Annotated in this window: 5 protein-coding genes; 4 read left to right on the top strand and 1 reads right to left on the bottom strand. The window is 64.3% G+C overall.

Annotated features, from left to right (window positions below):
• Nucleotides 1–59 precede the first annotated feature (59 nt).
• Genes A0W34_RS12845 through A0W34_RS12860 form a run of 4 tightly spaced genes read left to right on the top strand, consistent with a single transcriptional unit; the run spans nucleotide 60 to nucleotide 15715 of the window.
• The gene (locus A0W34_RS12845; RefSeq protein ID WP_232330031.1) at nucleotides 60–12521 is read left to right on the top strand and encodes a non-ribosomal peptide synthetase; all 12462 of its coding nucleotides are present in this window, start codon (nucleotides 60–62) and stop codon (nucleotides 12519–12521) included.
• 40 nt (nucleotides 12522–12561) lie between these two features.
• On the top strand, nucleotides 12562–13575 hold the full coding sequence (locus tag A0W34_RS12850; RefSeq protein ID WP_003942170.1) for a Fe2+-enterobactin ABC transporter substrate-binding protein: 1014 nt from the start codon (nucleotides 12562–12564) through the stop codon (nucleotides 13573–13575).
• Nucleotides 13572–14873, top strand: a complete 1302-nt coding sequence (entS, locus tag A0W34_RS12855; protein WP_081557772.1) for an enterobactin transporter EntS — start codon at nucleotides 13572–13574, stop codon at nucleotides 14871–14873. Before A0W34_RS12850 ends, entS begins: the two co-directional genes overlap by 4 nt.
• Entirely contained in the window at nucleotides 14870–15715 is an 846-nt protein-coding gene (locus tag A0W34_RS12860) for a siderophore-interacting protein (RefSeq protein WP_081557773.1), read from the top strand. Before entS ends, A0W34_RS12860 begins: the two co-directional genes overlap by 4 nt.
• Here A0W34_RS12860 and A0W34_RS12865 read toward each other — a convergent pair.
• The gene (locus A0W34_RS12865) at nucleotides 15664–17112 is read right to left on the bottom strand and encodes an MFS transporter (protein WP_081557774.1); all 1449 of its coding nucleotides are present in this window, start codon (nucleotides 17110–17112) and stop codon (nucleotides 15664–15666) included. The two genes, A0W34_RS12860 and A0W34_RS12865, sit on opposite strands and share 52 nt — an antisense overlap.
• Nucleotides 17113–17469 lie beyond the last annotated feature (357 nt).

Below are 17469 nucleotides of genomic sequence, written 5' to 3' on the forward strand. Positions count from 1 at the left end.
ACCCAAAACGACGTTAGGTCACCCTTGGGTGACGTGTGTCCACAGACGAGGGGATCAGTGTGAGCGTTCTTCCAGGTTCGAACTCCGGAGCGGCGAGCGAAGCTACGTTTGCTCTCACAGGAGCTCAACTCGGGATTTGGAACGCACAGAGGCTTGATCCCGAATCTCGGAGCTACCTCGTCGGTGAGGTGCTCGAAATCTCGGGCGACGAACCGATCGACACCGAACTGCTGACAGCCGCCATCACGGCGACGATCGGTGAAGCCGAAACCATGCGGCTGCGGATGATCGAGACGGCGGACGGCCCGCGTCAGTACATCTCCGACGAGCCGGTTGGCATCATCCCGATCACCGACGTCCGTGACGAGCGCGATCCCGTAGCCGTGGCGCACGCACTGGTCGACGCCGAGCGCAGCCGGGCGTCCGAGTACTGCCGCCTGATGGTGGAGCGTCCGCTGTACACCTACTCGCTGATCAGGCTCTCCGATCGCGAGATCTGGTGCATTCAGCTCTATCACCACCTGATCGTCGACGGATACAGCGCAGCAATGATTTCGCGCCGAGTCGCCGCGCACTACACGGCCGCGAAGAAGGGAACCGAGGTCGCGCCAACGCGATTCGGTTCTATGACAGATCTGGTCAGCGAGGACGAGGCGTACCGGGCTGGCGAGCAGTTCGCGGAAGATCGTGACTACTGGCGTGATGTCCTGACGCCGTTGCCCGCGTTGGACGGACGCGGCCAGCAGGTCACCGGTCCGGCGGAACGAACGATCCAGGTTCGCGAGGTCATTACCGCCGACGCCCTCAGCTGCCTCAAAGAGGTGGCAGACGCGACGGGAACAACGTGGGCCGAGGCACTGATCGCCTGCTACGGCGCGTTTCTCCACCGACTGCTCGGCGAGACGGATGTTGTCATCGCGATGCCACTCATGGCGCGCGTAGGCCGCACGGCACTCAAGACGCCGGCCATGGCAGTCAACGTTCTGCCTCTCCGGTTGACGATTCGCAGCCACGATCGACTCGGTGACCTGAGCAAGCAGGTGGCCGCCACGATGAAAAGCCTGCGCGCACACCAGCGCTACCGCGGTGAGAATCTTGCTCGGGACCTGGGCGTCGCCGGCACCGGCGCACTGCTTCACGGGATCGGAATCAATCTCAAGGCTTTCGACTTCGCCCTCGATTTCGCCGGCGCTGTGGGTGTACTGCGTAACGTCGCCGGGGGACCGCCGGAGGACCTGGGTTTGACGGTGACGCCCATTGCGGACGGCGAAGTTCTACTCGGATTCGAAGTGGACGCGCGTACCAATACTCGGGAATCGGTTCAGCGTCGCCTCGCCGGTTTCGTCAGCATCGTCAACGCGATGGTCGGGGAGGGAGATCCTGCCGTCGGTCAGGTGGAGATGATGCCTGCGGCCGAAGCCGCGCGGATTCTCGCCGGCCGCGAAACTGCACCGCTGCCCGGCTCGGTCGAACTCGTTCCCGACGTGTTCGACCGCATCGTCGTCGAGCACGCGGATGACACAGTCCTCGTGTGCGGTGACGAAACAGTGACAGGCGAAGAACTCGGTGGCCGCGTCCACAAGCTCGCCCGGTTGCTTCGGGCCCGCGATGTCGGCCCGGACGACATTGTCGGACTTGCGCTTCCGCGTACTTCCGAGATGGTGGTGGCTCTGCTCGCGACATTGAACGCGGGCGCAGCGTACGTGGCCCTGGATCCGCAGCACCCGGCCGAGCGGTTGCGAGATCTGATCGACGATGCGCAGCCGAAGGTCGTGATCACCACTTCCACTCTGGCCAAGCAACTCGTCGGAGGTTTTCGGCCCGACCCCCTCGTCATCGATTCCGACGCAGTCCGCGAAGAACTCCGTGCTAATTCCGAGCTTCCACTCGAACTCGGTGAACTGGCGACAGCACGGCATGGTGATCACCTGGCGTATGTCATCTACACCTCGGGATCGACAGGCAAGCCCAAGGGTGTGCTGGTCAGAGGCGGTGGATTGGCGCACCTGCTTCACCACCATCGCGCCACCATCTACCGGGACACCGCCGAGCGCGTCGGGAACCGCCAACTGCACACCGCGCACACAGCGTCGTTCGCCTTCGATGCGTCTCTCGATCAACTGTTGTGGCTGCTGTGTGGTCATCGTGTGCACGTATACGACGAGGAACTGCAGAAGGACGCGGTTGCTCTGGTCGCGGCGTTCGAGCGAGATCGCGTCGACGTGGTCGACACGACGCCGTCGATGGCGGCAGCGATGGTGGACAACGGGTTGCTGCGTACGCATCGGTTGCAGCTCCTCGTCGTGGGTGGCGAGGCGGCACCGCCCGCACTGTGGGACGCGATCATCGAATCCGGTGTTCCGGCTCGAAACCTGTACGGCCCCACCGAAACGACGGTCGACGCGATCGCGACCACGGTCGAAGGTGCCGGACCGCGTATCGGGTACCCCCTCGCGGGTACCCGTGCGTACCTGCTCGACAGCGCGCTCGAGCCGGTCGCCGACGGTGAACGAGGTGAGCTCTACCTGGCCGGACCGCAATTGGCCAGGGGCTACCTCGGCCGCGCCGGCGCGACCTCCGAGCGTTTTGTCGCAGATCCTTTCGGGGCTCCGGGAGATCTGATGTACCGCGCCGGGGACGTGGCGCGGTGGGTGCCGGGGCGGGGCTACGACTTCATCGGTCGCAGCGACAAGCAGGTGAAGATTCGCGGACATCGAGTCGAGTTGAGCGAGGTCGAGGCTGTTCTCGGATCGGTACCCGGAATCGGCGCCGCTGCCGCGCTGATCCGTACGGATGGGGGACGGCCCAGCCTCGTCGGCTACGTTGTAGCCGCCGCCGGCGCGACGCTTCCGCCGCAGGAAGAATTGCGCCGTGACCTCGCCGGTCGCGTACCGGATCATCTCGTTCCCGCCGCAATCGTCGTTCTGGACGAACTGCCCGTCACGGTGAACGGAAAGCTCGATCGTGCGGCACTACCTGCCCCGGCTGCCGAATCGGAAGGTCGCGCTGCATCCACACCACACGAGGAAATCCTCTGTGACGTGGTGGCCGAGGTGCTCGGCCGCGAACGCGTCGGCGTGGACGAGGATTTCTTCGGCCTCGGTGGTGACAGCATCACGGCAATCAGTGTCAGCAGTCGACTGCGGGTGCGTGGTCTGATCGTTGCTCCCAAAGAACTACTGGCACAGCGAGATCTGGGAACCATCGCCGCTGCGGCGCGTGAGATTGCCGATGACGCCGACGCCGTAGCCTCGGTTGCGGACGTGGCGACCGGCACCGTGATCGCCCCGCCGATCGTTCGAGCACTGATCGACAAGAATCCGACAGACGAGGCAATCGCGGGCTACGCGCAATGGACCGCAGTGCGCATCGACGACAGCCTTTCACTGGGTGACCTGCAGTCCGGCGTGCAGACGATCCTCGATCACCATGACGCTCTACGCCTGCTCCTGCGCCGTGACAACGACAGCGGCACTGCCGAATTGATCGTCCGGGACGCCGGTGCAGTGCGCAGCGAGGGACTCGTTCGCGAGGTGTCCGACACCTCCGAGCCGTCCCGGATCAGAGAGCTCGCGGAGGCGTCGGCGGCGAGTCTCGACCCACGCGCCGGTGAACTCCTGCGAGTCGTACTGGTCAATACCGAGGCCGGTCGACCCGACCAATTGATCGTCGTGGCTCACCATTTGATCGTCGACGGTGTGTCCTGGCGAATTCTGCTTCCAGACCTCCACGAAGCTACCGATGCAGCGCGCGAGCGTAGGTCGGCCCGGTTGGCTGCAGGCGGAAGTTCGTGGCGTCGATACGCAGGGTTGCTCGCGGAATTCGGGGCCTCTGGCAGCAGGGCGTCAGAGCTCGAGTACTGGAAGTCCGCGTCGGTACAGGCGGACGACGAGCCGATCGGCAGTCGTCGTCTCGACCCGAAGATCGACGTGACCGCAACCGCCTCTCGCACGACAACCATTGCGCCCCCGGCCGTCACCGACGCGCTGTTGACCACGCTTCCGGCGGCGTATCGAGCCAAGGCCGACGAAGTGCTTCTCTCGGGTTTGATGCTTGCCTTGCGCTCATGGCAGCACGGCCGCGGCCTCATCGGGCTGCCCGCGCAGACAGTTACCGTCGAAGGTCATGGCCGCGACGCGCTCACCAGCGACACCGACTTCGCCGGAACCATCGGGTGGTTCACCAGTGAGTTCCCCGTCCGGGTTCCCACCGATGCACTGCTCACCGCAGACGATCTTGCCGACGCACTGAGCGGCGGAGCAGCTGCGGGGCATCTCCTTCGTGCGGTGAAGGAGGCAAAACGCGCCGTACCCGGAGGCGGAGTCGGCTATGGAGTTCTGCGGCATCTGGATCCCGACACCGCACCTGACCTTTCCGCGTGCGCTACACCCGAACTGCTGCTCAACTATCTGGGCCGCTTCCCGTCCTTGCCCGGAACCGGATGGCGATTGCCGGAGCAGGATCCATTCGCGGTCATCGAGCCGGCGACGAAGGTTATGTCGGAAGTGCTGGCGCTCAACGCATTTGTCCGAGAGGACGACTCGACGACGCTGGCAGTCGAATGGACTGCGGCGGGTTCAGTGCTCGACGGCGCGACGATCGTCGAGCTGCAAGAGCATTGGGAACGTGCGCTCGCTGCCCTGACCGCGCATGCCGCGCTCTTCGAGGGTGGTTTGACGCCTTCCGATTGCTCGGCGACGATCTTCGGCCAGGGCGCGGTGGTCGATCAGGCAGGGATCAACGAACTCGAAGCCGTCCACGGACCGCTTGCCGACGTCCTTCCGCTCTCGCCGCTACAAGAAGGTCTCCTGTTCCATGCGGTCCGTGACGGAGCCGCAGACGTCTACACGCTCACTGCACGCTTCGACCTCTCCGGGCCACTGGACGAGGCGAAGTTGGCCGACGCGTTCGAGACCGTGATCGACAGGCACCCGAACCTTCGCGCCGCGTTCCACTACGAGCAGTTCGCACGGCCCGTTCAGATCATTCCGCGCGGCGCAAAAGTCGAGTGGCGTTCGGTCGATCTGACCTCCGTTCCAGCTGACACTGCATTCCGCTCTGCAGATCAGCTCGAGGACGAGGCCGCCAAGCATGTCTTCGACGTCAGTACACCGCCTCTGCTGCGTGCACTACTGGTTCGGCTGCCCGGCGGGGTGCACCGTTTGGTCCTCAACGCGCACCACCTGCTCACCGACGGTTGGTCGACTCCGATCGTCCTGCGCGAGCTGATGAACGTCTACCACGACGGCGACAGCCGCCTCCCTGCGCCGACGCCGTATCGCGACTACTTGGCATGGATCGCCGGCCGTGATCAGGACTCTGCCCGCGCAGCGTGGAGCGAGCGTTTGCGTGGGCTCACCGCGCCGACTCTCGTTGCCGATGCCGGAGCGCCGCGAAGTGTGCCCGTCGCGCTCGAGGTTCCTCTCGCGACATCGGACGCCGAGGCGCTGATCGAACTCGGCCGTGCGCGAGCGCTGACGGTCAACACCCTGGTTCAGGGTGCGTGGGCAGCAGCGCTCGCCGAAGCGACAGGACAGTGGGACGTCGTGTTCGGGGCCACGGTGTCCGGCCGACCTGCCGAACTCTCGGGGGTGGAGGGAATGGTCGGGTTGTTCAGCAACACGATTCCGGCCCGCCTCGACATCGTCGCGCACCGGCCTTTGCTCGATCAGTTCGTCGGTCTGCAGAACGCCCAATTCGACATCGTGGACGTCGAACACACCAGTTTGGCCGAGATCGAACGCATCGCCGGAATCGGGCAACTGTTCGACACGCTCCTGGTGTTCGAGAACTTCCCGAACTCCGGTGCGGGACAGCCTGCATCGCACACACTGCGGGTCGAGGGATTCACCAACCGCGGAGTCACGCACTATCCGATGACGTTGATGGCGCCGCCGAGCACCGGTCTGGATCTGGTTCTGTACCACGATCCGGCAGTTGTCTCCGACGCCACGGCGCAGCGAATGGTCACACGGCTCGCGGAGATCCTGCGTGGGTTGCTGACCGAACCGACAGCTCCCGCATCCGCGGTGCTCACGGTAGTCCGACAGGCAGCGTCCGTTGCCGTTGCGGTGTCTGCCGCGAAAAATGTCGCTGTCACGAAAAAGGTGGCCGCGTCCGATCCTGCGATCGATGTCGATCCCGCGGTCGTGGATGCAGTGTGCGCCTGTGTCGCAACGGTGTTGGAGATTCCCGACGTCGATCCGGGCGACAATTTCTTCACTCTCGGCGGTCACTCGCTCACTGCGATGCGGTTGGTGGGAAGCCTGCGCAAGCTGGGAATTCGCGTCGTCGTCTCGGATGTCTTCGACACCCCGACCCCCCTCGGTCTTGCCGTGGCCGCACGCGTCGATCGGACGAAGTTCTCGCCGGATTCGGTCGTTGGCGTCGATCGACCCGTCGTGACCGTGGCGACGTTCCGCGCCCCGGCGGTGGCGGGAAATCCTGATCACGAGCGGTACTGGGTTCGCACGCTCGCGGACCTGCCCCTCGAAACGGACCTTCCGTATGACCGCCCGCGCGGCGAAGAGTACCGCCCGCACACCTACCTTCGTCAGCTACGCGATGCCCGGTTCGGTGACGAACCAGGATTCGACGCGGTGCTGTTGGCCGCCGTGGCGGCGACGCTGAACAGCTTCGGCGGTGGTCGGGACCTTGCGGTCGGACTGGTCTCGGAAGGGACTGACACCCTGATTCGGGTCGACCTGTCCGGTCGGCCGAGAATTGCCGATGTCGTTCGGCGAGTCGATAACGCTGTCTCCGAGGCACTTGCGCATTCCGATGTCAGCCTCGACCGAATCGCCGATCTACTCGGGCGTCCGACGAGCAGCCTGTTCGCTGCCCGTGTCGGTCACTCGCCCGGAAAGAGCGTCGACCTCGAATTCGTCCGAACCGCAACAGAACTTCGATTGACGGTTGATGCCGGGCTGTTCGACGCCGCGACTGCGGACGCATTGCTCGACGGTGTGATCGCGGTCCTCGGTCACGAAATCAGCACTGTCGTCGCGGATCTGCGACTGGCGGAAAACAAGCCGGATCGCGACCCGGGCCGACGCGCGACGTCGCCGTCGGGGATCTCGCAGTTGTTCGCTCGACACGTCAGCCGCCACCCCGACGACATCGCGGTGATCTCCGGCGAGGTCGGAATTACCTACGGGGAACTGTCGGCGCGCGTCGACGAGCTGGCCCGCGAACTTCTCGCGGTCGGCGCCGGACCCGAGAAGGTAGTCGCCGTCGCGCTGGATCGAAATGCGGATCTGGTGGCCGGACTGCTCGCGGTACTGCGCATCGGCGCTGCGTACCTGCCACTCGACGTCGATTACCCGACTGAGCGGCTCGAGTTCATGATCGAGGACGCGGCTCCGGTGTGTGTCCTGACCAGTATCGACAGCGCCGGGCAACTTCCGTTGACGGTCGCCACGAGTGTCTTCGTGGACGGTGAGTTCACCAACTCGGGTGTCGTGCTTCCTCCGCCGCCCGCGGCGGGTGATCACCTCGCCTACATGATCCACACCTCCGGTTCGACGGGTCGCCCCAAGGGCGTGATGGTCTCGACGGGCAACCTCGCAGCCTTCGCGGACACGGTACTCGAGGATTGCTGGATCAGGCCGGGCGATCGCATCGTCGCGGTGACAACGGTGTCGTTCGACATCGCGGCACTCGAGTTGCTGTGCCCGCTCGCGGCGGGCGCGACTGTCGTGATCGCAGACCGCAGGACGGTTCGCGACCCGGATGCGTTGTCGGCGTTGATCATCGCAAGCGATGCGACAGTGATGCAGGCAACGCCGGCGCTGTGGCGAGTGGTCACCGAACACGAGAACGCAGTCGGACTCGCCATGGTGCGAGCCCTGGTGGGAGGGGAAGCCCTCCCGCAGGATCTGGCCGACGATCTGGTGGCCAACGCTGCTTCGGTCCGGAATGTCTATGGACCCACCGAGGCCACGGTGTGGGCGACATCTTCGGTCATCACGACCGGCGACCGAGTCACGATCGGTCAGCCCTGGACCGATGTGCACGTGCGAATCCTCGACGACGACCTGCGTGAGGTTCCGGAAGGCGTTGCGGGCGAGCTGTATCTGGGCGGTGCGCAGGTGGTCCGCGGATACCTGAACCGCCCCGATCTGACCGTCGCTCGGTTCGTCGCCGATCCTTCTCTGCCGGGGGCACGCCTCTACCGCACCGGCGATCTGGTCCGACGCCGGCGCGGGGTTTTGCACTTCCTTCGTCGTGCTGACGATCAGGTGAAGGTTCGTGGTTTCCGCATCGAGCTCGGCGAGGTCGAAGGCGCGCTCGGATCGGTGGCAGGTGTGTTCCGCGCGGCAGCCACCGTTCGCGTCGATGCGGCGGGTACCGGAAGTCTGCACGGATATGTGGTTCCCGAAGGTGCAACCACGCTCGATTCGGTACTGGTGCGCAAGGAGATTGCGCGGCTCCTACCCGAACACATGGTGCCGCAGACCATCACGGTGCTCGAAGCACTACCACTCACCCTCAACGGCAAGGTGGACCGGAAGGCATTGCCCGACACCGCGCCGGATCGTGTGCCGAGCCCACTCGTAGCCGTCGATGCGGATCGTCGGGCACGGCTCGAGTCGCTGAGCCCGGGCTGGCAGGACGTGCTGCCACTTGGTCCCTTGCAGGAAGGCATGTACTTCCAGTCGGTTCTCGACGGCGCCGGCGGCACGGATGTCTATCACATGCAGCCGCGATTCGAGTTCTCCGCCGATGCCGCCGTCGACGTTCGCTCACTCCGAGCAGCGGGGGATGCGCTCTTGCGACGCTATCCGAACTTGCGGGCCGGTTTCACACACGCCGGGTTCGACGCTCCGGTGCAGTTCGTGCCCAGGGAAGCCGAAATGCCTTTCCGTGAGGTCGATCTGAGCGCAGTCGCACCCGAGGACTTGGATATCGAGGTCCGCGCCGTCGACGAGGCCGAATTCGGCAGGCTGTTCGACTTGAGTGCGCCGCCACTCATTCGAATGGTGTTGGTCTGGTTGCCAGGTGGGGGAGCGCACCTCGTCTTCACTCAGCACCACCTGCTGACCGACGGTTGGTCGCAGACCTTGATGTACGCGGAGTTGTTTGCGCTCTACGAGTTTGCTCGCACACACGGCACGGACCCGGTCGGACTCGACGGCGCGCTCGACAAGCCTGCGGACTTCCGTGATCACCTGCGATGGATCGCCGAAGCGGATCGCACGGACGCCATCTCGTCCTGGAAGGACTACCTCGCGGATCTCGAGCAACCCACACTCGTGGGTGGTACGGGATCAGGCGGGCGCGCTCCGTTGCCGGTGTTCACCCGGGTTCAGCTCGAACAGAGCATCACCGAGCACGTACGCGAGTTGGCCAGACGTAGCGGAGTGACGCTGTCCACCGTCGTCTCTGCGGCGTGGGGCCTGGCATTGCGCGCCGTGACGGGGCGTGACGACGTGGTCTTCGGATCGACGGTTTCGGGACGTTCACCCGAGGTCGAGGGCGCCGACCGCATGGTGGGCTTGGCGCTCAACACCATTCCCGTGCGTGTCCGGGTCCGGCCAGGCGAGGAGATCTCGGCGTTGCTCGGACGCCTGTTCCGTGAACAAGGTTCGCTGCTGGGGCATCACCATCTCGGGCTCGGCGACGTGCAGCGAAGTGCAGGGTTCGCCACGCTCTTCGACACGCTCTACGTTTTCCGCAACACCCCTCGCGACGAACAGGCACGTCGAGACACGTTCGGTCGCAGTGGAATCGTCGGGTTCGATGCGGTGGACGGCACGCACTATGCGCTCACGCTCGACGTGGATCCGGGTGTCGGGGACGCGGCGATGGCGCTCACACTCGAAAACCGTCCTGACCTGATTCCGCACGACGTGGCTCAGGACATCCTGTCCCGCACCATCACGATTCTCGAAGTGATGGCGAATTCCGATACCGCCACGGTGGCGGACACGGCGGTTCCGCTTTCGCGCACCCCCGCGGAATTCGCTTCGGAGCACGTCGTGATGCCACGGCCGGACCAGGCCGGCGGTAGCGTGGACGCACTACTGCGCGAAAGGGCAGCGGCAACTCCGGACGAGACGGCGCTGGTCTTCGGAGACGTCACACTGAGCGCAGCCGAGATGAACTCTCGGGTGGACAGACTGGCACGGATACTCGCGTCGGCGCTGGGGCAGTCGGTACCAGGCGGGGGACCGACCCGTGTTGTCGCGCTCGCACTTCCGCGTACTGCCGATCACGTCGTCGCAATCTTCGCCGTCATGAGAACCGGAGCGGCCTACCTTCCCTTGGATCTGGCTCACCCGCCGGCACGCCTGCGCGAACTCATCCTCGACAGCGATGCGGCGCTGGTAGTCACCACGACTCAGACGCGTGACCTCGTAGTTCCCGATGGACAGGCATGTCTGGTCCTCGACGACCCGGACGTGGCCGGGGTACTCGACGGGCAGTCTTCGGCACCAGTTGTCGACGAGGCTGCGGTCTGCGGGCCGACCTCACCCGACCAGCCTGCCTACGTCATCTACACCTCGGGCAGTACCGGAAAACCCAAGGGCGTCGTGGTGGGTCACCGCGGGTTGACGACGATGTATCACAATCACAAGGCCGAGATATTCACTCCGACCGAAAACAGTGTGGGTGGCCGACGTCTGCGCATCGCGCATACAGTCTCGTTCTCGTTCGACATGTCGTGGGAGGAACTGTTCTGGTTGCTCGCGGGGCACGAAGTTCACGTGATCGACGAGCAGGCGCGACTGGACCCCGCGTCTCTGGTGAAGCATTACCGCGAAGTCGGTATCGACGTCGTGAATGTAACCCCCTCGTATGCACGGGAACTGATGGCCGCCGGTCTCCTCGACGGTGAGCGGACGCCGGTGTTGGTGATGCTCGGCGGAGAAGCTGTACCTGCCGAGTTGTGGTCGCGATTGCGCGATCAGGACGGTGTCGACGGGTACGACCTTTACGGGCCGACGGAGTTCACGATCAACGCGATGGGATCCCCGGTTCAGGGGAGCGAGACACCCTGCTTGGGTCGTCCGATTCTGAACGCGTCTGCGCGGGTACTCGATTCGGGTCTGCGGGAGGTACCGATCGGAGCGGCGGGCGAGCTGTACATGTCCGGAGACGGAACGGCGATGGGTTACCTTCACCGGACCGCGTTGACCTCCGCTGTGTTCGTTGCTGATCCGTACTCCGTCGGCAAGCGCATGTACCGCACGGGCGATGTCGTACTGCGTCGTCGCGACGGTGAACTCGAATACCTGGGTCGCGCGGACCATCAGGTCAAGATCCGAGGCATTCGGATCGAATTGGGTGAAGTGGAATCCGCGTTGGCGTCGTTGCCGGGAGTGTTGCGAGCGGCAGCGTCCGTCCGTAGCGAAGGCGGCGCGCCGCCGAGACTGGTCGGCTACGTCATCGAAGAACCCGGTGCCGATTCAACCGATCTGCGAGCTGCGTTGCGGGAACGCGTACCGGCACACCTGGTTCCGTCGGACATCGTCGTCGTGGATTCGATCCCGTTGACGCCCAACGGAAAACTGGACCGCGGTGCGTTGCCGGCACCCCCCGCCCGAGTAGCGGCCCGAGCACCGCGAACCGAGATGGAAAGGCAACTGTGCCAGGTCTTTGCGCGGGTACTCGGCGTCGAGGCAGTCGATCCCGAAGAGAGTTTCTTCGATCTCGGCGGCGACTCGCTTCGAGCAATGCGACTGGTGGGGGAGATGGAGCACGACCTGTCGGTGAGCGTCGGTGTGGCAACGCTGATGGCCCGTCCGACAGTCGCTGAGCTCGCAGCACACCTTGACGAGTCGGCGTCCGAAATCGATCTGAGTCGCGATCGCCTCCTGACACTGCGAGCCGACGGCAGCGGAGAACCACTGTTCTGCGTGCATCCGGCCGGTGGATTCGCTTGGCCCTTTGCGCCTTTGACCGGTGTTCTCGAGGCCGACCGTCCACTGTTCGGCCTGCAACTGCCCACAGTTGCCGGTGAGCCACTCGAACCGACGAACGTGGACCAACTGGCAGCGATGTACGTCGACACGATTCGCGGCGTGCAACCGAGCGGGCCGTACCACCTGCTCGGCTACTCGTTCGGTGGCAACGTCGTTGCCGCGATGGCGGCTCAGCTGGTCGATATCGGCGAGACAGTGGAGTTCGCCGGTCTGATCGATACTCATCCACTGGGAGATCGTGACGATCACGGTCGCGACGATTCCGACGACCGAGATCTGGCCGCCGCCCTGCCACCCGAGATCCTCACTCAGGCACCGGGACTGGTCGACGCTGTTCGGGCGGGTTTTGATGCCACTCGTTTGCTCGTGGCCAGCTCGACCGACACAACCTACGACGGACCGGTTACTCTGATCACCGCCGACGCCGAGGCGTCCGGACAGCTGCTGGCCGATCGCTGGCGCAGAGTCCGCGGGGACCGGGACATGGCAGTACACCATCTGCCGTACGACCACGCCGGTTTGGTGACCCCAGCCGGGTGGGCGGCGATTGCCCCGCTGCTCGACAGCCATTTGTCGAAACGCACGGCCACATAGTTCGAAAACCACACAGTTGAAACACAATGGGAGCTCAATGATGAAGTCCACACCGCCCCTCGCGATACGGAGTTGGCGACGATTCGTCGCCATCGCAGGGTTGCTGATCGTCGCACTCGTGGCGATGATCGGTTGCAGTAGCGATTCGAACGACGAACCGACCAAGGCTGCAGAGCCCACGACCCGTGTGATCGAGACCGAGAAGGGCTCGGTCACCGTGCCCGCGTCGGCGGAGCGCATCGTGGTTCTGAGCGGCGGTCTCGCCGGATACCTGTACGCCCTGGACGCACCGGTGGTTGCCACCGATACCCGCGTCCTCGGTGTCACGAACCTCGACGGTGGATTCCCGCCGGCTTGGGCGGACGCCGCAAAGGCGCAGGGCACCAAGGAATTGCCGGCCGGCGAGCAGCTCAACATCGAAGCCGTCGCGGCGGCTGAGCCCGACCTGATCATCGGCGGTGGCCAGGGAATCACCTCGGTTCAGTCCGAGGAACTCTACGATCAGCTCACTGCTATCGCACCCACCGTCTTGGTCCCCAAGACGGTCGCCGCGTGGGACAAGCAGCTCGAAATCGTCGCCGACGCGGCGGGCCGTTCCGACCAGGTTCCGGCACTGATGAGCGCATACGAGGACAAGGTCAAAGAGGTCAAGGGCAAGATCAAGGTTCCCGAGGGAAACGTCGTCTACTTCCTCTCGGTCTCGAGCAACAAGCCGTACCTCGTTCCGCCGACGGCCGCGCTGCCCGCGATGCTCGCCGAGCTCGGTTTCAAGGCCGACGACGTCATGGCCAAGGCCGGCAACCCGCAGCTCTTCGGCTCGGGTGACTCGTTCGAGGTCAGCCCGGAACTGCTCTCGCAGGTCGCCGATGCTCCTGTCGCCTTTGTGATTCCGGTGTCCGGTCGCCCGATGGCCGAACTTGCCACCGATCCGCTTTACTCGCAGTTGCCGTCCTTCAAGGCAGGCACGACGTTCGAGCTCCCCGCCAGCAGCTACCGTCCTGACTACGACGGCGCAATGGCTACCCTCGACCTGATCGGCCAGACCTTCGCATGACTCGATTCGGTGGGCTGGTGATCGATGTTTCACCCTTGCGGACCAGCCGTCCCTTCAGGTACGCCTTTTCCGCGCGATTGATCTCGCTGCTCGGGATCGGACTGCTCGTCGTAGCCGTCCCCGCGCAGACGTACCAGCTCACCGGCTCGACCTTGCAGGTTGCCGGAGTGTCCACGGCGATGGCCATCGCCATGTTCTTCGGCAGCCTGTTCGGCGGCGTGCTCGCTGACCGTTACGATCGGCGACGCACCATCCAGTTGGCCCGCAGTGCTGCGGGTCTCGGCTTTGTCATTCTCGGGTGCAATGCGCTCTTGCCACACCCGTCGATGTGGGTCATCTACGTCGCGGCAGCTGTCGACGGCTTGGCCGGCGGTGTCAGCAGCTCGGCCTTGATGGCTTTGATGCCGACGTTGTTGCCGCGCAACAAGATGGCTGCGGCCGGCGCTTTGGTAGCGCTGACCACCGACATCGGGACGATGATCTCGCCGGCAATCGCCGGCGTGATCATCGCCTCCGGCGGCATTCCCGCGACATACTTTGTTGCTGCGGTGGCCACCGCAGCAACTGTCACGTTGTTCCAAGCCATCGGCCCTTCTCCTGCACCGGGCACGAATCACGAAAGCCCGATGCGCGCGCTGGTGACCGGCGTGAAATTCGCCGGCACGCACACAGTCATTCGCGGCATCCTGATCAGCGGTCTGTTGGTCATGTTCGTCAGCGGGCCGATGGTGTTGCTGCCTGCCTTCGTCGACCAGGTCCTCGGCGGCGGACCCACCATGCTCGGTCTGCTCTACGGCGCCCCCGCTGTCGGCGCTGTGGTCGGTTCCCTCACCAGCGGTTGGACCGGACGAGTCCACCGCAACGGCGCCGCGATGTTGATCTCTGTTGCGCTGATGCCTCTCGGCCTGGTGGTAGTGGGTGCGTCGGGAGCAGCGATTGTCGCGTTCCTGGGCCTGGCCGGATTCGGCCTCGGCCGCGCACTCAACGACATTCTGAGATTTGCAGTCCTTCAACAGAACACGCCGGACGAATTGCGCGGACGCGTGTCCAGTCTGTGGATGGTGCAAGCCGTCACGGGTACGGCGATCGGTTCGATGGCAGCCGGGTTCCTCGGGCAGTGGCTCGAGCCTGGCGCCGCGCTACTGGTCTTGGGGCTCGCCGGTGTGACACTGGGCCTGGTTCTCCTGGCAGCATTGGGTTCGGTGCGCCGGGTAACTTCGGAGATCAACGAAGTCGATCTCTCCGAAAACACTGTGTCGGTGGGGAATGCTCCGCCGGAAAAGGAAGGTAGTTCATGAACCGAGGAGACCACCTCGCGACCATCGCCGAAGTTCTGGCGGGAACCACCGGCGCAAAAGTGCCGTACCCCATCGGCATTCGCGAACTCGAAGTTGTTCGCAGCGAAATGGTCGGGACCGGACTGTTGCGTCTGACCTTGGGTGGACCGGAGTTGGCGGGCTTCGAATCGCACGCTCCCGACGAGCATGTTCGCCTGGTCTACCCGGATGCAGACGGAACTTTACGTCTACCCGAACGCGACGGATTCAGCCTGAAGTGGCCTCGTCCATTGCCGATCTCGCGTGAGTACACCGTCCGTCGATACGACGCCGAGGCGGGGGAGTTGGACCTCGACTTCGCGCTCCACGAAGGTGGGTACGCCTCTGATTGGGCTCAGGCGGCCACCGTCGGCACTCGGGTGCACGTGGCAGGTCCGCCCGGTGGCGTCGTGGTTCCGTGGACGTACGACCGCTATCTGCTGGCCGGTGACATCACCGCCCTTCCTGCCATTGCTCGTTGGCTCGAGATGATGCCCGCTGCTGCCGCCGGGTGGGTGTTCGTCGAGATCACCGACCCCTCACAGGAAATCGAACTCACTGTTCCGGAAGGCGTCGAGGTGCGATGGCTGCACCGCGGTGACGTCCCAGCCGGTCACTCGGATCTGCTCGAGCAGGCAGTACGGACGGTCACCGTGCCCGAAGGTGAGCGCCTCTACGCCTGGATCTCCGGTGAGGCCACCAGTCTCAAGCCGATTCGCAGATTCGTGCGCGACGAACTCGGCCTGAGTTCGGGCGACCACCTGATCACGGGCTACTGGAAGCGCGGAGTCGCAGACTTCGACGAAAACGAGGACGACCACTGAACATCGGTTGACGCCGGTTTCGGCATCGTCACCGCGACAACGAGTCCGACAATCGCAACGATTGCCGCCACTCCGAAAGCCGTGGCGAATGCCGAGTGCTGGGGAAGGCCGCCGGATGAAGTCGCGCTCGCGATGATCCCGGCGGCAATTTGGGTTCCCACAGCAGAACCCAGCGATCTGGCGATCGTGACTATTGCCGTCGTGACACCTACGCGGTCTGCCGGTGCGCTGTCGGCGGAGATGACGAACACTGCCGTCGACGCGGCGGCAACGCCGGTACCCGCAAGGATCAGCACCACAACGATCTGCCACATCGTGGCTGCGAAGACCCCGACGGCGCCGCTCAGGCCGAGGAAGGCAACTCCCGCTACCGCAATGGCTTTCGTGCCGACCCGTTGTGCGAGCTTTCCGGAAATCACCGACGCGATCACCGCTGCGCCGTAACCGATGCACAGCAGGATTCCGATGGCACTTGTCGATGCACCGCGGCCGAATCCGCTCTCTGCCGGCACGGCGAGTTGTTGCGGAAGTAGATAGACAACAGCGCCGTAGGTGAACCCGAAAACCACGCCGACGACCACGGCGCTCCACATCGAACGATGCCGCATCATCGTCAGGTCGACCATCGGCTCGGTTGTCCGGCTCTGATACCTGGCCCAGATCGTGAACACGGCAGCGGAAGCGAGAACCAGCAGCATCGACGTCGGTGCGCCCCACCCGTTGCTCGACGCGCTCGCAAGCCACGCCGTCAGCGTCAACAACCCCAGAGCCAATCCGCCCGCTCCCGGCCAATCGAGTCGGCCGCCGACGTTCGACATGTGATCTCGTGGTGTGCTCACGGCAAAAGCAATTGCGCCGAGCAAAACGAACGCGGTCGGAACTGCATACATCGCGCTGCGTGAGACGTTTTCCGCGACGGGTCCCGCCAGCACGACTCCCAGAGCGCCGCCGGCCACTACGACAGCCCCGAGCAAACCCGTGGCCGTCTTCAGTCGGTCCGAGGACAAAGTGCGTCGTAGGACCACGAAGCTCACGGGAAGCAACCCGAGCCCGAATCCCTGGAGAAATTGGCCGAGGACGAACAGCGGGAAGATCGTTGCGAGAGCGGACACGCTGCCGCCCAGGACAACGATTGTCGTGATCGCGAGCAAGGTGGGGCGGGCGCCGTACACGTCGGCTATTCGCCCGGCCATCGGCGTGACGAGGACAGTGCTCAACGTCAGAGCGACGGATGCGAGCGCTCCGACGTCGGCCGTCACTCCGAAGTCTCTCTGTATCAGGGGGAGTGCGGGGACGATGATGCTTTCGAGCGCGGCCACGGCAGCGATCAGCAGGGTCAGGCTTGCGATAGTTGCTACCGGTCGCGGCTGATTGCCGGAGACGCTCTCTGTGGTCATCGTGCTCTCTTTCGATCGGGGAGTGAGGAGCTTATGGACGCGACGAAACGCCGCCCCTCCAAGAGTCCGGAAGGGTTGTGGCACTGGATATATCGGGCTGTGAAGTAGACCGTCTCTTTATTTCGTTACGCGTACCGTTATTGTGGAGAAATGTAATCGGATTCAGCGCACAAAGCAAGAGTCGGATGGGGTGGAAATGGTGTCATGTATCGCCAGATCGCAACGGGCAGACTTTTGCTGCCACCGTCGGTCGGTGTCAGGTGATGTGACGATGGGGCTCATTTCTCGATGAGCATGACGCTGGTCACCAAAATGCTTCTCCGAGCAGGGAGTTCATCTGCCGGACACATCCAAGGT

Origin of the sequence: Rhodococcus sp. BH4, assembly GCF_002079265.1 — a bacterium.
In the GTDB taxonomy this organism is placed as follows: domain Bacteria; phylum Actinomycetota; class Actinomycetes; order Mycobacteriales; family Mycobacteriaceae; genus Rhodococcus_F; species Rhodococcus_F qingshengii.

Coding starts and splice junctions, on each gene's coding strand:
- A0W34_RS12850 (WP_003942170.1), top strand. CDS start 12,562: ATGAAGTCCACACCGCCCCTCGCGATACGGAGTTGGCGACGATTCGTC.
- entS (WP_081557772.1), top strand. CDS start 13,572: ATGACTCGATTCGGTGGGCTGGTGATCGATGTTTCACCCTTGCGGACC.
- A0W34_RS12860 (WP_081557773.1), top strand. CDS start 14,870: ATGAACCGAGGAGACCACCTCGCGACCATCGCCGAAGTTCTGGCGGGA.
- A0W34_RS12865 (WP_081557774.1), bottom strand. CDS start 17,112: ATGACCACAGAGAGCGTCTCCGGCAATCAGCCGCGACCGGTAGCAACT.